Below are 17,699 nucleotides of genomic sequence, written 5' to 3'. Positions count from 1 at the left end.
GGCCACCGGGGATCCTTCCCGGTGGCCCGCCGCCGTTCGCGCGTCACGCCCGGTGCGATACGGCTCGCGCGTCACGCCCGGTGCGTCACGCCTCGCGCGCGCCCGCGTACATCTCCTCGATGAGGTGCGCGTACTCCCGCTCCACCACCGGCCGCTTCAGCTTCAGGCTCGGCGTGATCTCGCCGTGCTCCACGTCGAGGTCACGCGGCAGGAGCCGGAACTGCTTGACGGTCTGCCAGCGCTGCAGGCCCTCGTTGAGCTGCTTCACGTAGCCCTCGACCATGGCGACCGTCTCCGGCGCCGCGACGACCTCCGCGTAGGACTTGTCGCCCAGCCCGTTCTCCGCGGCCCAGCCCATCAGGGCAGCCTCCTCCAGGGCGATCAGCGCCGTGCAGTAGTTGCGCGAGGCGCCGTGCACCAGGATGTTGGAGACGTACGGGCAGATCGCCTTGAACTGGCCCTCGACCTCGGCCGGGGCGACGTACTTGCCGCCCGAGGTCTTGATCAGGTCCTTCTTGCGGTCGGTGATCCGCAGGTACCCGTCGGTGGAGAGCTCGCCGATGTCGCCGGTGTGGAACCAGCCGTCCTCCTCCAGGACCTCGGCGGTCTTGTCCGGCAGGTTGTGGTAGCCCTGCATGATGCCCGGGCCGCGCAGCAGGATCTCGCCGTCGTCGGCGATGCGGACCTCGGTGCCGGGCAGCGGCTTGCCCACCGTGCCGGTGCGGTAGGCCTCGCCCGGGTTCACGAAGGAGGCGGCCGAGGACTCGGTCAGGCCGTAGCCCTCCAGGATGTGCACGCCGGCGCCGGAGAAGAAGTAGCCGATCTCCGGGGCGAGCGCCGCCGAGCCGGAGATGCAGGCGCGCAGGTTGCCGCCGAAGGCCTCGCGGATCTTCTTGTAGACCAGCAGGTCGGCGACCTCGTGCTTGAGGGAGAGGCCGAACGGGGCGGTCGCGTTGCCGGTGCGGCGGTAGTTCTCCTGGGTGACCTTGCCGTACTCGCGGGCGATCCCGGCCGCCCACTGGAAGATCTTGTACTTGGCGCCGCCGCCCGCGCGGGCCTTGGCGGCCACGCCGTTGTAGACCTTCTCGAAGATGCGGGGGACGGCCGCCATGTAGCTCGGCCTCACCACCGGCAGGTTCTCGATGATCTTGTCGACCCGGCCGTCGACGGCGGTGACGTGCCCGACCTCGATCTGGCTGGAGAGCAGCACCTTGCCGAAGACGTGCGCCAGCGGCAGCCACAGGTACTGCACGTCCTCCGTGGTGACCAGGCCGGTGGCGGCGATCGCCTTCGCCATGTACGACCAGTTGTCGTGCGGCAGGCGCACGCCCTTGGGGCGGCCGGTGGTGCCGGAGGTGTAGATCAGGGTGGCCAGCTGGTCCTTGGTGATCGCGGAGACCCGCTCCTTGACCAGCTCGGGGGACTTCTCCAGACGGGCCGCGCCGCGCCGCTCGAGCTCCTCCAGGGTCAGGACGGTCTCGTTCGTCTCCACGCCCGCCGGGTCGATCACCACGATGTGGGTGAGCGAGGGCAGCTCGTCCTTCTTCTCCAGCGCCTTGGCCACCTGCGAGGCGTCCTCGGCGATCAGGACCCTGCTGCCCGAGTCGGAGAGGATGAACGCCGACTCCTCGGCGTTGGTCGAGGGGTACACCGTGGTGGTGGCCGCGCCCGCGCACAGGATGCCCAGGTCGGCGAGGATCCACTCGACGCGGGTCGCCGCCGCCAGCGCGACCCGCTCCTCCGGGGCGACGCCCAGGTCGATCAGGCCCGCCGCGATGGAGAACACGCGGTCGGCGGACTGCTTCCAGCTGAGCGACGTCCACTCGTCGGGGCCCTGCCCGGCGGACGGCACCGGGTAGCGGTACGCCTCGGTGTCCGGCGTGGCCTCCACGCGCTCCAGGAACAGGTTCGCCACACTCGGCGGACGGTTATCGATCAGGGTCTGTGTGTCGCTCACGACAATCCTCCGGGGCCCGCCCGCAGTACGTGCGGCCGGCTCGGCCACTACTGACGGCTGCTGGTGCGGCTGGCTGGTTTGCTGCTGGCTGATGAACGGCTGAACGGCCTCGCGTGTCCCTGCTTAACTCGCGAGTAACTGAGGAGACGGCATCAGGGTAAGGGCCGACCCTGCGGTATGTAAGAGGCTACGGCCAGGCATTTGCGCAGTTCTTCCGGCCGCGCGACGCCGAAGGGCCCGCCGCGACGACGCGACGGGCCCTTCCGGCGGGACTCGGGGTCCGCAACTCGGCGGACTCCCGGTCTACTTCCGGCCTACTTCTTCCCCTTGCCGGACGACGCGCTGTCGTCGCTGGAGAGCACGGCGATGAAGGCCTCCTGGGGAACCTCCACGGAACCCACCATCTTCATCCGCTTCTTGCCCTCCTTCTGCTTCTCCAGCAGCTTCCGCTTCCGGGAGATGTCACCGCCGTAGCACTTGGCGAGGACGTCCTTGCGGATGGCGCGGATGGTCTCGCGGGCGATCACCCGGGAGCCGACGGCGGCCTGGATCGGCACCTCGAAGGCCTGCCGGGGGATGAGCTCGCGCAGCTTGGCGACCAGCCGCACGCCGTACGCGTACGCCGCGTCCTTGTGGGTGATCGCCGAGAAGGCGTCCACCTTGTCGCCGTGCAGCAGGATGTCCACCTTGACCAGGCTGGACGTCTGCTCGCCGGTGGGCTCGTAGTCCAGCGAGGCGTAGCCGCGGGTCTTGGACTTCAGCTGGTCGAAGAAGTCGAAGACGATCTCCGCGAGCGGCAGCGTGTACCGGATCTCCACGCGGTCCTCGGACAGGTAGTCCATGCCGAGCAGCGTGCCGCGGCGGGTCTGGCACAGCTCCATGATCGCGCCGATGAACTCCGACGGCGCGAGGATCGTGGCGCGCACGACCGGCTCGTACACGTCGTTGATCTTGCCCTCGGGGAACTCGCTCGGGTTGGTGACGACGTGCTCGCTGCCGTCCTCCATGACCACGCGGTAGACCACGTTGGGGGCGGTGGCGATCAGGTCGAGGCCGAACTCGCGCTCCAGGCGCTCGCGGATCACGTCCAGGTGGAGCAGGCCGAGGAAGCCGACGCGGAAGCCGAAGCCCAGGGCCGCGGACGTCTCCGGCTCGTAGACCAGCGCCGCGTCGTTGAGCTGCAGCTTGTCCAGCGCGTCACGCAGCAGCGGGTAGTCCGAGCCGTCCAGCGGGTACAGGCCCGAGAACACCATCGGCTTCGGGTCCTTGTAGCCGCCCAGCGCCTCGGTGGCGCCCTTGTTCAGGGTGGTGACCGTGTCACCGACCTTGGACTGGCGGACGTCCTTCACGCCGGTGATCAGGTAGCCCACCTCGCCGACGCCCAGGCCGTCGGCCGGCAGCATCTCGGGCGAGTTGGTGCCGATCTCCAGCAGCTCGTGCGTGGCGCCGGTCGACATCATCCGGATGCGCTCGCGCTTGTTGAGCTGGCCGTCGATCACCCGGACGTAGGTGACCACGCCGCGGTACGAGTCGTAGACCGAGTCGAAGATCATCGCGCGGGCCGGGGCGTCCTTGACGCCGACCGGGGCCGGGATGCGCTCGACCACGCGGTCCAGCAGGTCCTCGACGCCCACACCGGTCTTCGCGGAGACCTTCAGCACGTCGGAGGGGTCGCAGCCGATCAGGTTGGCGAGCTCCTCGGAGAACTTCTCGGGTTGCGCGGCCGGCAGGTCGATCTTGTTCAGCACCGGGATGATCGCGAGGTCGTTCTCCATCGCCAGGTACAGGTTGGCGAGCGTCTGCGCCTCGATGCCCTGGGCGGCGTCGACGAGCAGGACGGTGCCCTCGCAGGCGGCCAGGGACCGGGACACCTCGTAGGTGAAGTCGACGTGCCCGGGGGTGTCGATCATGTTCAGGATGTGCGTCGGGTTCTGCTGCTCCCCGTTCCTCGGGGCCCACGGCAGACGCACCGCCTGGGACTTGATCGTGATGCCGCGCTCACGCTCGATGTCCATGCGGTCGAGGTACTGGGCGCGCATCTGCCGCTGCTCGACGACGCCGGTCAGCTGGAGCATCCGGTCGGCGAGCGTGGACTTGCCGTGGTCGATGTGCGCGATGATGCAGAAGTTGCGGATCAGAGCCGGGTCGGTACGGCTCGGCTCGGGCACATTGTTAGGGGTCGCGGGCACGCAGGGTCCTGTCTCTTGAGGCGCCTTATGCCTCGGGTCGGATCTGTACGCAGCCTCCATCGTCCCATGGCCCGGCCCCTGTGACGGGTTTGGGCCGCTCGTCGGGCGACTGGTAGCCTGGGTGGCTGTGTCTCCATGCCCGCGTGTCATGCCTGTGCGCGGAGGCTCACCCAAGAAAATCACACGGCCCGCGAGGCCTCGGCCTCGTGTGCCAAGAACCTGAAAAGGCTCCTTCGTGGCGAACATCAAGTCCCAGATCAAGCGGAACAAGACCAACGAGAAGGCCCGGCTGCGCAACAAGGCCGTCAAGTCCTCTCTGAAGACCGCGATCCGCAAGGCCCGCGAGGCCGCTGCCGCGGGTGACACCGAGAAGGCGACCGAGTACCAGCGCGCCGCTGCGCGTCAGCTGGACAAGGCCGTCTCCAAGGGCGTCATCCACAAGAACCAGGCCGCCAACAAGAAGTCGGCGCTTGCTTCCAAGGTCGCCGGCCTCCAGGGCTGAACCGCCTCGGTCCGTTTGTGATCTGAACGACTGAACGACCGCCGGCAGGACCCAGAGCGGGCCCTCTCTCATCCGCTCCCGGCCGGCACCAAGGGTCCGTACGCGGCCTGCGTTCGCCACGCGGGTACGGACCCGGCACCCTTTTCAGCGCCCCGGCCCCCGTGCCGCCTTCCCCAGGCGGTCCGGAGGCCGGGGCGTTCGGTCTTCCCGGGCTTCCTCCGAGGTGGGGGACAATGGTCCCCATGCCTTCCGCACTCCCCGACGGCGAGCCCGTCCCCGCCGACGGCGCGTTGCCGGCCTCCGCCCTCGAGGGCGCCCCGGAGCGTCCCCTCGGGTTCTACCTGCACGTCCCTTACTGCGCGACCCGCTGCGGGTACTGCGACTTCAACACCTACACCGCCACCGAGCTGCGCGGAAGCGGCGGCGTGCTCGCCTCCCGCGACAACTACGCGGACACCCTCGCCGAGGAGGTCCGCCTGGCCCGCAAGGTGCTGGGCGACGACCCCCGCCCGGTGCGCACCGTCTTCGTCGGCGGCGGCACCCCCACCCTGCTGGCGGCCGGCGACCTGGTGCGGATGCTGGACGCGGTCCGCCAGGAGTTCGGCCTCGCCGAGGACGCCGAGGTCACCACCGAGGCCAATCCGGAGACCGTGGACCCGGCCTACCTCGCGGAGCTGCGCGAGGGCGGCTACAACCGGATCTCCTTCGGCATGCAGTCCGCCCGCCCCCACGTGCTGCGCATCCTCGACCGTACCCACACCCCCGGCCGCCCCGAGCAGTGTGTCTCCGAGGCGCGGGCCGCCGGATTCGAGCACGTCAACCTGGACCTGATCTACGGCACGCCGGGGGAGTCCGACGACGACTGGCGGGCTTCCCTGGAGGCCGCGCTGGGCGCCGGCCCCGACCACGTCTCGGCGTACGCGCTGATCGTCGAGGACGGCACCGGCCTTGCCCGCCGCATCAAGCGCGGCGAGGTCCCGATGACCGACGACGACGTGCACGCCGACCGCTACCTGATCGCCGAGGAGATGCTCTCGGCGGCCGGGCTCGACTGGTACGAGGTCTCCAACTGGGCCGCCTCCGACGCCGCCCGCTGCCTGCACAACGAGCTGTACTGGCGCGGCGCCGACTGGTGGGGCGCCGGACCGGGCGCGCACAGCCACGTCGGGGGCGTGCGGTGGTGGAACGTGAAGCACCCGGGCGCCTACGCGGCGGCCCTCGCCGAGGGGCGCTCCCCGGGCGCCGGGCGCGAGCTGCTCTCCGCCGAGGACCGGCGCGTCGAGCGGATCCTGCTGGAGCTGCGGCTGGTGGACGGCGTCCCCCTGGACCTCCTGCGCCCGGCCGGCCGCGCCGCCGCCGACCGCGCCCTCGCCGACGGCCTGCTGCGCCCGGAGTCCTTCGCCGCGGGCCGCGCCGCCCTCACCCTGCGGGGCCGCCTCCTGGCCGACGCGGTCGTCCGGGACCTGGTGGACTGAGCGGCCCCGCCACTCGTGCGAGTGACTCCGTGCGGTTCGGCTCCTCGGTGCCTACGCTGTTCGTAAGCTGCCGCTGACAGTGCGCGACGCGGCGGACCGGGAGGCTCACGGAGATGACCGCTGTGGACGAGCGAGGGATGGCCGACTTCTTCGCGGACTTCGAACCGCCCGAAGGCGCCAAGGCGGAGCTTCTGCGGGGGGACATCGTGATGATGGCCGGCCCCGATCTGGTGCACAACCGGATCGTCACCGAGGTGCAGGACCAGATCCCGCGCTCCCGCTGGGAACGCCTCCAGACACAGGACGTGAACATCGTCGGGGAGGCCAGCGAGCCGGTGCCCGATCTGGTGGTTCTCGAGGCGGGACGCGGCCCGGCGGCGGGTCGGCTGTTGCCCTCGCACCTGATCACGCTGGTGGTCGAGGTGGTCTCCCGGACCAGCGTCGACCGTGACTACGGCGTGAAGCGGCTGATCTACTCGGCGGGCGGAGTCCCGGCCTACCTGATCATCGACCCGATCATGGCGCACTGCGTGCTGTACACCGAGCCGACCGGACGGGGCGAGGACGCCGACTACCAGGTGCAGCGGATCACCAAATTCGGCGATCCGCTGCCGGTGGGCCCGCTGGGGATCGAACTGGAGACGGCGGAGTTCGGGGCGTACGAGGGGGTCAGGCCTCACTCCCGGCCGTGACGAAGTCGATCAGTTCCTCGACGCGGCCCAGGAGCTCGGGCTCCAGGTCCTTCCAGCCGCGGACCCGGGAGAGGATGTGACGCCAGGCGGCGCCGGTGTTGTCGGGCCAGCCGAGGGCGCGGCAGACGCCGGTCTTCCAGTCCTGGCCGCGGGGGATCACCGGCCAGGCCTCGATGCCCAGCGCGGAGGGCTTCACGGCCTGCCAGACGTCGATGTAGGGGTGGCCGACCACCAGGGCGTGGTCGCTGGTGACGGCCTCGGCGATGCGCCATTCCTTGGAGCCGGGCACCAGGTGGTCGACCAGGACGCCCAGCCGCGCGTCGGGGCCCGGGGCGAACTCCTCGACCACGGCCGGCAGGTCGTCCACGCCCTCCAGGTACTCCACGACCACGCCCTCGACGCGCAGGTCGTCGCCCCACACCTTCTCGACCAGCTCGGCGTCGTGCCGTCCCTCGACGTAGATGCGCCCCGCGCGGGCCACCCGCGCCCGCGCGCCGGGAACCGCGACGGAGCCGGAGGCGGTGCGCGAAGGGCGCTTCGGGGCGGCCGCGGCGGCGCGGACCAGGGTCACCGGGCGGCCCTCCAGCAGGAAGGCGGCCGGGGCCAGCGGGAAGACGCGGTGCTCGCCGTGCCGGTCCTCCAGGGTGACCGTGCCGGCCTCGCAGCCCACCACGGCCCCGCAGAACCCGGTGGCGGGGTCCTCCACGACCAGACCGGGCTCCGCGGGAACCTCGGGTACCGGCTTGGGCTTCTTCCACGACGGCGTGAGGTCGGGGGAGTACTGGCGCATTCGGCTGACGATAGGAGAAACGGCGGGGCTCGCCCAGGCGACACGCCCTCACGCCGCCGCCCGCCGCCTCACCAGGCCGTGCCGAACCTCCGGGACAGCTCCTCCCGCTGCCGCCGCACGAAGGCGGCGTCCACCACCGCCCCGTGCCCGGGCACGTAGAGCGCGTCCTCGCCGCCCAGCTCCAGCAGCCGGGTGAGGGCCGCCGCCCAGCGCGAGGGCACCGCGTCCTCCCCGGCCTGCGGTTCGCCGGACTCCTCGACCAGGTCGCCGCAGAAGACCACCGGGCGCGGCCCCGGCACCAGGACCGCGAGGTCGTGCGCGGTGTGGCCCGGCCCCATGGCGGCCAGCACCGGGCGGACGCCGCCGCCCAGCTCCAGCACGTGGTCGTGGTGCACCTCGTGCCGGGGCACGGTCAGCGCCTCCAACGCCGTGTCCGCCGCTTGCGGGGTCAGGCCGTTCGCCACCGCGTCGGCCCGCAGGGCGTCCCGCCCCTCGGCGGAGGCCAGCAACGCGCCGCAGCCGACCGCGGCGTGCACCTCCGCCCCGGCGAACACCCCGGCGCCGAACACGTGGTCGAAGTGAGGGTGGGTGAGGGCCACATGCGTGACGCGCCGCCCCGCCCCCAAGGACTGCTCCGCCTCCTGGCGGATCCGCGTGCCCTCCGCCACACTCGAGCCCGCGTCCACCAGCAACGCCCCGTCGGGCCCGGCCACCAGGCCCACCGTGCAGTCCCAGACGGGCAGCCGCAGCCGCCCCACACCGGGGGCCAGCGCCTCCCAGCCGAGACTTTCCCCTCCATCAGGGGCTTCCCAGGTCACGCTCATGGGGCGACGCTATCGGGACCGCACGGCGACCGCCCTTGCCCGCGCCGTACCCTCCGGCCGTACACTGACTGGTAATGACTGGCACTCGCGCAAGCAGAGTGCCAGTCGACGCAAGGGGCAGAAGCGGTGAGGCCGAGCCGACATCCGGAGGTGTGCGCGATGCTGAGTGAACGCAGGCTGCAGGTGTTGCGCGCCATCGTCCAGGACTACGTCGGGACCGAGGAGCCGGTGGGCTCCAAGGCCCTCACCGAGCGGCACAGCCTCGGTGTGTCCCCCGCGACGGTGCGCAACGACATGTCCGCGCTGGAGGAGGAGGGCTACATCGCCCAGCCCCACACCAGCGCGGGGCGGATCCCCACCGACAAGGGCTACCGGCTCTTCGTCGACCGGCTGGCCGACGTGAAGCCGATGACCCAGCCCGAGCGGCGCGCCATCCAGAACTTCCTGGACGGCGCCGTCGACCTCGACGACGTGGTGGCCCGCACGGTGCGGCTGCTGGCGCAGCTGACCCGGCAGGTCGCGGTCGTCCAGTATCCGTCGCTCACGCGTTCGGCGGTGCGGCATGTGGAGCTGCTGGCGCTCGCGCCGGCCCGGGTGATGCTGGTGCTGATCACCGACACCGGCCGGGTCGAGCAGCGCCTGATCGACTGCCCCGCCCCGATCGGCGAGAACACCCTCGCCGACCTCCGCGCCCGGCTCAACAGCCGGGTCACCGGGCGCCGGTTCACCGACGTCCCGCTGCTGGTGCAGGACCTGCCGGAGGCCTTCGAGCAGGAGGACCGCTCCACGGTGGCGTCGGTGCTCGCCACCCTGCTGGAGACGCTCGTCGAGCGGACCGAGGAGCGGCTGATGATCGGCGGCACCGCCAACCTGACCCGCTTCACACATGATTTTCCCCTCACCATCCAGCCCGTCCTGGAGGCGCTCGAGGAGCAGGTCGTGCTCCTCAAGCTCCTTGGCGAGGCTCAGGATTCGGCCATGACCGTCCGTATCGGTCATGAGAACGAGTACGAGGGACTCAACTCCACGTCCGTCGTGTCGGTGGGCTACGGTTCGGGCGGCGAGGCAGTCGCCAAGCTCGGCGTGGTCGGACCGACCCGCATGGATTACCCGGGAACGATGGGAGCAGTACGCGCAGTGGCACGGTACGTCGGACAGATCCTGGCGGAGTCGTAAGTGGCCACGGACTACTACGCCGTACTCGGCGTGCGCCGCGACGCGTCCCAGGACGAGATCAAGAAGGCGTTCCGGAGGCTCGCCCGCGAGCTGCACCCGGACGTCAATCCCGATCCGAAGACGCAGGAGCGGTTCAAGGAGATCAACGCCGCCTACGAGGTGCTCTCGGACCCGCAGAAGAAGCAGGTCTACGACCTCGGCGGCGACCCGCTCTCCCAGGCCGGCGGCGCCGGCGCGGGTGCGGGCGGCTTCGGGGCCGGCGGCTTCGGCAACTTCTCCGACATCATGGACGCCTTCTTCGGCACGGCCTCGCAGCGCGGACCGCGCTCGCGGACCCGCCGCGGCCAGGACGCCATGATCCGGCTGGACGTCGAGCTGACCGAGGCGGCCTTCGGGACCACCAAGGAACTCCAGGTCGACACGGCCGTGGTCTGCAAGACCTGTCACGGCGAGGGCGCCGCCCCCGGCACCTCGGCGCAGACCTGTGACATGTGCCGCGGCCGCGGCGAGGTGTCCCAGGTGACGCGGTCCTTCCTCGGCCAGGTCATGACCTCGCGGCCCTGCCCCCAGTGCCAGGGCTTCGGCACGGTCGTGCCCAACCCGTGCCCCGAGTGCGCGGGTGACGGCCGGGTGCGCTCGCGCCGGACGCTGACCGTGAAGATCCCCGCCGGTGTGGACAACGGCACCCGGATCCAGCTGGCCGGCGAGGGCGAGGTCGGCCCGGGCGGAGGCCCGGCCGGCGACCTGTACGTCGAGATCCACGAGCTGCCGCACGAGACGTTCCAGCGGCGCGGGGACGACCTGCACTGCACGGTGACGATCCCGATGACGGCGGCGGCGCTCGGCACCAAGGTGCCGCTGGAGACGCTCGACGGCCTCGAGGAGGTCGACATCCGTCCCGGCACGCAGTCCGGGCAGTCGATCCCGCTGCACGGGCGCGGCGTCACCCACCTGCGCGGCGGCGGGCGCGGCGACCTCATCGTGCACGTCGAGGTGCTGACGCCGACGAAGCTGGACCCGGAGCAGGAGCGGGTGCTGCGCGAACTGGCCAAGCTGCGCGGGGAGGAGCGGCCCACCGGGCAGTTCCAGCCCGGTCAGCAGGGGCTGTTCTCCCGGCTGAAGGACGCGTTCAACGGGCGCTGAGGCGCCCCCGGGGGTCGTCGCGGACCGGTGCGGTCCGCGGCGGCTCCCGTTTCTGTCCCTGCCCACGCACTGCCCCGACCACCGCGCCTGGAGGCGTAGTTGACCGCCCCCGTCTTCGTCGTCGACGAACTCTCCCCGCACGGGTCCACGCATGTCCTGGAGGGCCCGGAGGGCCGGCACGCCGTGTCGGTCAAGCGGCTCCAGCCGGGCGAGGCGGTGGTGCTCACCGACGGCAGGGGCCACTGGGCCGAGGGCGTCGTCGAGGCCGCCGAGGGCAAGGACCGGCTGGTCGTCGGCGGGCTCGCGGAGGTCCGTGAGGAGCCCGTGCCGAGCCCGCGGATCACGGTGGTGCAGGCGCTGCCCAAGGGGGACCGGGGTGAGCTGGCGGTGGAGACCATGACCGAGACCGGGGTGGACGCGATCGTCCCCTGGTCCGCGGCGCGGTGCATCACGCAGTGGAAGGGCGAGCGGGGGGCCAAGGCGCTGGCCAAGTGGCGGGCCACCGCGCGGGAGGCGGGCAAGCAGTCGCGGCGGACGCGGTTCCCCGAGGTCGCGGAGCTCGCGAGCGGCAAGCAGGTCGCGGCGCTGCTCGCGCGGGCCGACTTCGCGGCGGTCCTGCACGAGGACCGGGACTTCCCCAGTGAGGCGCTGGCCACGTGCGAGCTGCCGGCGTCGGGGGAGATCGTGCTGGTCGTGGGGCCCGAGGGTGGGGTCTCGCCGCAGGAGCTGGAGCTGTTCGCCGAGGCGGGGGCGGGAGCGTACCGGCTGGGCCGGTCCGTGCTGCGGACCTCCACGGCGGGGACCGCGGCCGTCGCGTTGCTGCTCGGCCGCACGGGGCGCTGGTCCTAGCGGAACCCCTGCCGCGGGGGTCCGGCTCCCGCGGGGCTCCGCCGCACGGGGCGGGCGGTCCGGTACCTGCCGCGAGATTGCGGTGCGGGCGGCCGGCGCCCGGGGGTGCGAGCCGCCCCGTGCGTACGCACCGCCCTGCGCCCGCCCTCCCCCAAGCTCTCGGCTTCGCTCGAGCAGGGGGTACCCCCATCGCCCCCTGGGCGGCCCAGCCGCCCGCCGGGAGGGCCGAGTTGCTCCCCGCCGTGCGCAGGCGGGTCAGCAGGCATCCCGCGCCCATGGCCCCTGGCACCCCGCGACCCCAGTCGGGGGAAAAGGCTGTTGGGGGACGGGGATCGCTGCTTAGGCTGACCGGGTGACGAAGTCTGCCTCGACGCTCGCTCCCGCGTATCTCCGCTTCCCGCACCTGCACGGCGACCTGCTCGCCTTCACCGCCGAGGACGACGTCTGGGTCGCCCCCGTCGACGGCGGCCGGGCCTGGCGGGTCAGCGCGGACAACATGCCGGTCAACCACCCCCGCATCTCCCCGGACGGCGCCCACGTCGCCTGGACCTCGGCCCGCGACGGCGCCCCCGAGGCGTACGCCGCCCCCGTGGGCGGCGGTCCCGCGCGGCGCCTGACGCACTGGGGCGCGCCCACCACCCGGGTCCGCGGCTGGACCCCGGACGGGCGGGTCCTGGTGACCTCGGCCCACGGCGAGGCCACCCTGCGCCGCTCCTGGGCCCGCGCCGTGCCGCTGGACGGCGGTCCCGCCGAGCGGCTGCCGTACGGCCCGGTCGGCCACGTGGCCTTCGGCCCGCGCACCGTGCTGCTGTCCGCGCCGATGGGCCGCGAGGCGGCCTGGTGGAAGCGCTACCGGGGCGGCACCGCGGGCAAGCTGTGGATCGAGTCGGAGGAGACGCCCGGCGAGTTCGCCCGCCTGCACGCCGACCTCGACGGCAACCTCGAGTACCCGCTGTGGGCCGGGGACAGGATCGCGTTCCTCTCCGACCACGAGGGCGTCGGCGCCCTCTACTCCTCCCTCGCCGACGGTTCGGACCTGCGCCGCCACACCCCCGTCGGGGACGACGTCTTCTACGCCCGGCACGCCGCCACCGACGGCGAGCGCGTCGTGTACAGCTCGGCCGGCGAGCTGTGGCTCCTCGACGACCTGGACGGCGCCGAGCCGTGCCGTCTGGAGGTCCGCCTCGGCGGCCAGCGCGCCGACCTGCAGCCCTACCCCGTGACCCCCTCCCGGTGGCTCGGCGGCTTCTCGCCCGACCACACCGCCCGCGGCAGCGCCGTCACCGTCCGCGGCGGCGTCCACTGGGTCACCCACCGCTCCGGCCCGGCCCGCGCGCTGGCCGCCGAGCCGGGCGTGCGCAACCGGCTGGCCCGCGCCTTCCGGGTGGACGGCGAGGAATGGGCGGTCTGGGTCACCGACGCCGAGGGCGAGGACGCCCTGGAGTTCGCCCCGGCGACCGGCCCCGCCGCGGGCGGCGGCCCGCGCCGGATCGCCGCCGGACGGCTCGGCCGCGTGCTGGGCCTGACCGTGGCGCCCGACGGCGGACGGTTCGCCGTCGCCTCCCACGACGGGCGGGTGCTGCTCGTCGAGCGGGAGAGCGGCGAGCTGCGCGAGGTGGACCGCAGCGAGAACGGCGACTGCTCCGGGCTGGTCTTCTCGCCCGACTCGGCATGGCTGGCCTGGTCCCACCCGGGCGTCGGCGAACTCGCCCAGCTGAAGCTGGCGCACACCGCCGACCTGTCGGTGGTCGAGGCGACCCCGCTGCGGTTCCGGGACTTCTCGCCCGCCTTCACCCCCGACGGCAAGCACCTCGCCTTCCTGTCGGCGCGCGCCTTCGACCCGGTGTACGACGAGCACTCCTTCGACCTGGCCTTCGTCGGAGCCAACCGCCCCTACCTGATCACCCTCGCCGCGACCACGCCGTCCCCGTTCGGCCCGCAGCGGCACGGACGCCCGGTGGACGCCCCCGACAAGGACGAGACGCCGGAGAGCGAGGGCACCCCCGCCACCCGGATCGACCCCGAGGGCCTCGCCGACCGGATCGTGCCCTTCCCGGTGGAGGCCGCCCGGTACACCGGGCTGCGCACCGCGAAGGACGGCGTGCTGTGGCTGCGGCACCCCGTCGAGGGCGTGCTCGGCGCGTCGCGGGCCACCCCCGACGACTCCGGGCCCAAGAGCGACCTGGAGCGCTACGACCTGGCCCAGCTGCGGCTGGACACCCTGGGCGAGGACGTCGACGCCTACGCGGTCAGCGGCGACGGCAAGCGCCTGGCGGTGTGGGGCGGCGGCGGCCGGCTCAGGGTGGTGCCGAGCGACCGGCGGGCCTCCGGCGACGACGAGGTCGCCGTGGACCTCGGCCGGGTCCACCACCTCGTCGACCCGGCCGCCGAGTGGCGGCAGATGTTCGACGAGGCCGGGCGCCTGATGCGGGACAACTTCTGGCGCCCCGACCTCGGCGGCGTCGACTGGCAGGCCGTCCTGGACCGCTACCGTCCGGTCGTCGAACGGCTCGCCACCCACGACGACCTGGTCGACCTGCTCTGGGAGGTGCAGGGCGAGCTCGGCACCTCGCACGCCTACGTCACGCCCGCCGGCCACGGCGGCGACGAGCGGCAGGGGCTGCTCGGCGCGGACGTCTCCCGGCACGAGGACGGGGCCTGGCGGGTCGACCGGGTGCTGCCCTCGGAGACCTCCGACCCCAAGGCGCGCTCCCCGCTGGCCGCCCCAGGCGTCGCGGTCCGGCCCGGCGACGCCATCGTCGCCGTCGGCGGGCGGCCCGTCGACCCGGTCCGCGGCCCCTGGCCGCTGCTGGCCGGCACGGCGGGCAAGCCGGTCGAGCTGACGGTGGCCCCGGCGGCCGGCGGCGACCCCCGGCACACCGTCGTGGTGCCCACCGACGACGAGGAGGCGCTGCGGTACCACGCCTGGGTCGCCGACCGCCGGGCCCACGTGCACGAGCTGAGCGGCGGCCGCCTCGGCTACCTGCACGTGCCCGACATGATGGGCGCCGGCTGGGCGCAGATCCACCGCGACCTGGTCGTCGAGGTGGCCCGGGAGGGCCTGATCGTCGACGTCCGGGAGAACCGGGGCGGCCACACCTCGCAGCTGGTCGTGGAGAAGCTGGCGCGGCGGATCGTCGGCTGGGACGTGCCGCGTGGCAAGCGACCCATGAGCTACCCGCTGGACGCCCCTCGGGGCCCGGTCGTCGCGGTGGCCAACGAGTTCTCCGGCTCCGACGGCGACATCGTCAACGCCGCGGTCAAGGCGCTGGGCATCGGCCCGGTGGTCGGCACCCGCACCTGGGGCGGCGTCGTCGGCATCGACAGCCGCTACCGGCTGGTCGACGGCACCCTGGTCACCCAGCCGAAGTACGCCTTCTGGTTCGAGGAGCTCGGCTGGGGCGTGGAGAACCACGGCGTCGACCCGGACGTCGAGGTGCCGCAGACGCCGCAGGACCACGCCGCCGGCCGCGACCCGCAGCTGGACGAGGCGGTCCGCATCGCCCTGGAGGCCCTGTCGCGCACGCCCGCGAAGACGCCGCCCTCGCTGTGAGGCGGTGGCCCGCGGCGCGGTGAGACGGCGGCCCGCGGCGCGACTCCGCCCGGTGCGGGGCCGCGCCGCGGGCACCGGCCCCGCTGTCGGTGCGGGGCGTTACGATGACCCGGCGTGAACGATCACGAACGAGGAGGGCCCATGGCAGGGGAGCCGCAGGACGACTGCCTGTTCTGCAAGATCGTCGCGGGAGAGATCCCGGCCACCGTCGTCCGCGAGACGGACACCACGGTGGCGTTCCGGGACATAAACCCGCAGGCCCCCACCCACGTCCTGGTGATCCCCAAGGAGCACCACGCGGACGCCGCCACCCTCGCCGCCGAGGCGCCCGAGCTCGCCGCCGACGTGCTGCGCGAGACCCGGGCCGTCGCCGAGGACGAGAAGCTGGACAGCTACCGCACGATCTTCAACACCGGCTCCGGCGCGGGGCAGACGGTCTTCCACGCGCACGCGCACGTCCTCGGCGGGCGCGGCCTGCAGTGGCCCCCCGGCTGACGCGGCCGGGGCGGTAGGGGAGGGCGAGCGTGTCCGTGCGTGAACTGGTGGTGCTGGGCACCGCCAGCCAGGTTCCGACCCGGCACCGCAACCACAACGGCTACCTGCTGCGGTGGGACGGCGAGGGCATCCTGTTCGACCCCGGCGAGGGCACGCAGCGGCAGATGCTGCGCGCCGGCGTCGCCGCGCACGACCTGAACCGGCTCTGCGTCACCCACTTCCACGGGGACCACTCCCTGGGCCTGGCCGGCGTCATCCAGCGGATCAACCTGGACCGCGTCCCGCACCCGGTCACCGCGCACTACCCCCGCTCCGGGCAGCGCTTCTTCGACCGGCTGCGGTACGCCACCGCCTACCGGGAGACGGTCAAGCTCACCGAAGAGCCGGTCGACTCCGACGGTCCGATCGCCGAGACCCCCGGCTACACGCTGGAGGCCCACCGGCTCGACCACCCCGTCGAGTCCTACGGCTACCGGCTGGTGGAGGGCGACGGCCGCCGGATACTTCCCGAGCGGCTGGCCGCGCACGGCATCAAGGGCCCCGACGTCGGCCGCCTCCAGCGCGACGGCGAGCTGAACGGCGTCACCCTGGACGAGGTCAGCGAGGTGCGGCGCGGGCAGCGATTCGCGTTCGTCATGGACACCCGGCTCTGCGACGGCGTCCACCGCCTCGCCGAGGGCTGCGACCTGCTGACCATCGAGTCCACCTTCCTCGACGAGGACGTCGCCCTGGCCGAGGACCACGGCCACCTCACCGCCGGCCAGGCGGCCCGCGTGGCCCGCGACGCGGGCGTGCGCCACCTGGTGCTCACCCACTTCAGCCAGCGCTACCCGGACCCGGAGGAGTTCGCCCGGCAGGCCCGCGCGGCCGGCTTCGAGGGCGAACTCACCGTCGCCCGCGACCTGGAGCGGATCCCCGTGCCGCGGCGGGTCTGACCAGGCAGGAGACGCCCGCGGCCCGCCGTCGGGCCATTTCGGGCAGGACGGGGCGTATGCGTATCATCTTCTGATGCCCCTCCCCAAAGCCGAACTGCACCTCCACATAGAAGGCACCCTGGAGCCCGAGCTCGCCTTCGAGCTCGCCGCGCGCAACGGCGTGACGCTGCCGTACGCGTCCGTCGACGAGCTGCGCGCCGCCCAGGCCTTCGAGGACCTGCAGTCCTTCCTCGACCTGTACTACGCCTGCATGGCGGTGCTGCGCACCGAGCGCGACTTCGAGGACCTCGCCAACGCCTACCTGCGCCGGGCCGCCGCCCAGGGCGTGCGGCACGCCGAGATCTTCTTCGACCCGCAGGCCCACCTCTCCCGCGGCGTGGAGATGGGCACCGTGGTGGAGGGCCTGGGGCGGGCGCTGGCCGCGAGCGAGGCGAACCACGGCGTCTCCACCCGCCTGATCATGTGTTTCCTGCGCGACGAGTCCGCCGAGTCCGCCCTGGAGACCCTGGAGCTCGCCCGGCCGTACCTGGACAGGATCACCGGGATCGGCCTGGACTCCGCCGAGGTGAACCACCCCCCGGTGAAGTTCCAGGAGGTCTACGCGGCCGCCGCCGCCCTCGGTCTGCGCCGCGTCGCCCACGCCGGCGAGGAGGGCCCCGCCGCCTACATCACCGAGGCCCTGGACCTGCTGGGCGTCGAGCGCGTCGACCACGGTCTGCGCTGCATGGAGGACCCGGCCCTGGTGGAGCGGCTGGTCCGCGAGCGGATCCCGCTGACCCTGTGCCCGCTGTCCAACGTGCGGCTGCGGGCCGTCGACGTCCTGGAGGACCACCCGCTCCCGGCGATGATGGACGCCGGGCTGCTGTGCACGGTCAACTCCGACGACCCCGCCTACTTCGGCGGCTACGCCGGCGACAACTTCGACGCCGTCCGCGACCGGCTCGGCCTCGACGAGGACCGGCTGCGCGAGCTCGCCCGCAACTCCTTCCTCGCCTCCTTCCTGGAGGACGACGAGGAACGCCGCGCCCGCTACCTCGCCGAGGTCGAGGCGTACACGTTCCCCCGCCGCTGAGCCGGAGCGCGCGCACCACGTACGACGGCCCCGGGACCGCCGACGAG

The 17,699-nt window shown here is 72.9% G+C and carries 14 protein-coding genes; 10 read left to right on the top strand and 4 right to left on the bottom strand.

The genetic code is table 11. The annotated features are described in order from the left end of the window. Positions 1-85: 85 nt before the first annotated feature. Positions 86-1,957: an AMP-dependent synthetase/ligase gene (locus ACFRAV_RS29525; RefSeq protein WP_382560113.1), complete on the bottom strand. Its 1,872-nt coding sequence runs from the start codon at positions 1,955-1,957 to the stop codon at positions 86-88. A gap of 314 nt (positions 1,958-2,271) precedes the next feature. Beyond that, positions 2,272-4,146 carry a translation elongation factor 4 gene (lepA, locus tag ACFRAV_RS29520; protein WP_351114516.1) on the bottom strand — a complete coding sequence of 625 codons (1,875 nt, stop codon included), beginning with the start codon at positions 4,144-4,146 and terminating at the stop codon, positions 2,272-2,274. Between the two features lie 235 nt (positions 4,147-4,381). On the opposite strand from lepA, the gene rpsT reads away from it, so the two are divergent. The 3 genes from rpsT (at position 4,382) to ACFRAV_RS29505 (ending at position 6,815) form a co-directional block, all read left to right on the top strand. Further along, complete coding sequence (gene rpsT, locus ACFRAV_RS29515; RefSeq protein WP_351114517.1) at positions 4,382-4,648, top strand: 30S ribosomal protein S20; 267 nt, start codon at positions 4,382-4,384, stop codon at positions 4,646-4,648. A 242-nt stretch (positions 4,649-4,890) separates the two neighbouring features. Next, entirely contained in the window at positions 4,891-6,123 is a 1,233-nt protein-coding gene (gene hemW / locus ACFRAV_RS29510; RefSeq protein ID WP_382560108.1) for a radical SAM family heme chaperone HemW, read from the top strand. Positions 6,124-6,236: 113 nt separating this feature from the next. Beyond that, positions 6,237-6,815: a Uma2 family endonuclease gene (locus ACFRAV_RS29505; RefSeq protein WP_382560105.1), complete on the top strand. Its 579-nt coding sequence runs from the start codon at positions 6,237-6,239 to the stop codon at positions 6,813-6,815. On the opposite strand, the gene ACFRAV_RS29500 is transcribed toward ACFRAV_RS29505, so the two are convergent. Both ACFRAV_RS29500 and ACFRAV_RS29495 read right to left on the bottom strand, forming a co-directional pair. Beyond that, on the bottom strand, positions 6,793-7,605 hold the full coding sequence (locus tag ACFRAV_RS29500) for a DUF3097 domain-containing protein (RefSeq protein ID WP_382560102.1): 813 nt from the start codon (positions 7,603-7,605) through the stop codon (positions 6,793-6,795). The genes ACFRAV_RS29505 and ACFRAV_RS29500 overlap by 23 nt on opposite strands. A 68-nt stretch (positions 7,606-7,673) precedes the next feature. Continuing rightward, complete coding sequence (locus ACFRAV_RS29495; RefSeq protein ID WP_382560098.1) at positions 7,674-8,429, bottom strand: MBL fold metallo-hydrolase; 756 nt, start codon at positions 8,427-8,429, stop codon at positions 7,674-7,676. Positions 8,430-8,588: 159 nt separating this feature from the next. Between ACFRAV_RS29495 and hrcA the strand changes: the two genes are divergently transcribed. The 7 genes from hrcA to ACFRAV_RS29460 all read left to right on the top strand — a co-directional run bounded on the left by hrcA (position 8,589) and on the right by ACFRAV_RS29460 (position 17,652). Beyond that, on the top strand, positions 8,589-9,605 hold the full coding sequence (gene hrcA, locus ACFRAV_RS29490; RefSeq protein ID WP_382560095.1) for a heat-inducible transcriptional repressor HrcA: 1,017 nt from the start codon (positions 8,589-8,591) through the stop codon (positions 9,603-9,605). Further along, on the top strand, positions 9,606-10,748 hold the full coding sequence (gene dnaJ / locus ACFRAV_RS29485; protein ID WP_351114524.1) for a molecular chaperone DnaJ: 1,143 nt from the start codon (positions 9,606-9,608) through the stop codon (positions 10,746-10,748). It begins immediately after the preceding gene. Between the two features lie 99 nt (positions 10,749-10,847). Then, entirely contained in the window at positions 10,848-11,597 is a 750-nt protein-coding gene (locus tag ACFRAV_RS29480; RefSeq protein ID WP_382560091.1) for a 16S rRNA (uracil(1498)-N(3))-methyltransferase, read from the top strand. Between the two features lie 352 nt (positions 11,598-11,949). Continuing rightward, a complete protein-coding gene (locus ACFRAV_RS29475; protein WP_382560088.1) occupies positions 11,950-15,150 on the top strand; it encodes a S41 family peptidase in 3,201 nt (1,066 codons plus the stop codon). 141 nt (positions 15,151-15,291) lie between these two features. Next, complete coding sequence (locus tag ACFRAV_RS29470) at positions 15,292-15,645, top strand: histidine triad nucleotide-binding protein (protein ID WP_382560086.1); 354 nt, start codon at positions 15,292-15,294, stop codon at positions 15,643-15,645. Between the two features lie 29 nt (positions 15,646-15,674). After that, positions 15,675-16,580, top strand: coding sequence for a ribonuclease Z (locus ACFRAV_RS29465; RefSeq protein WP_382560084.1), 906 nt, complete (start codon positions 15,675-15,677; stop codon positions 16,578-16,580). A gap of 73 nt (positions 16,581-16,653) precedes the next feature. Further along, positions 16,654-17,652, top strand: a complete 999-nt coding sequence (locus ACFRAV_RS29460; protein ID WP_382560082.1) for an adenosine deaminase — start codon at positions 16,654-16,656, stop codon at positions 17,650-17,652. The last annotated feature ends 47 nt before the right edge of the window (positions 17,653-17,699 follow it).

Source organism: Streptomyces sp. NPDC056600 (genome assembly GCF_042792855.1).
Lineage (GTDB): Bacteria > Actinomycetota > Actinomycetes > Streptomycetales > Streptomycetaceae > Streptomyces.
The sequence above is the reverse complement of the archived record's forward strand: the minus strand, read 5'-3'. Positions and strand labels throughout refer to the sequence as shown.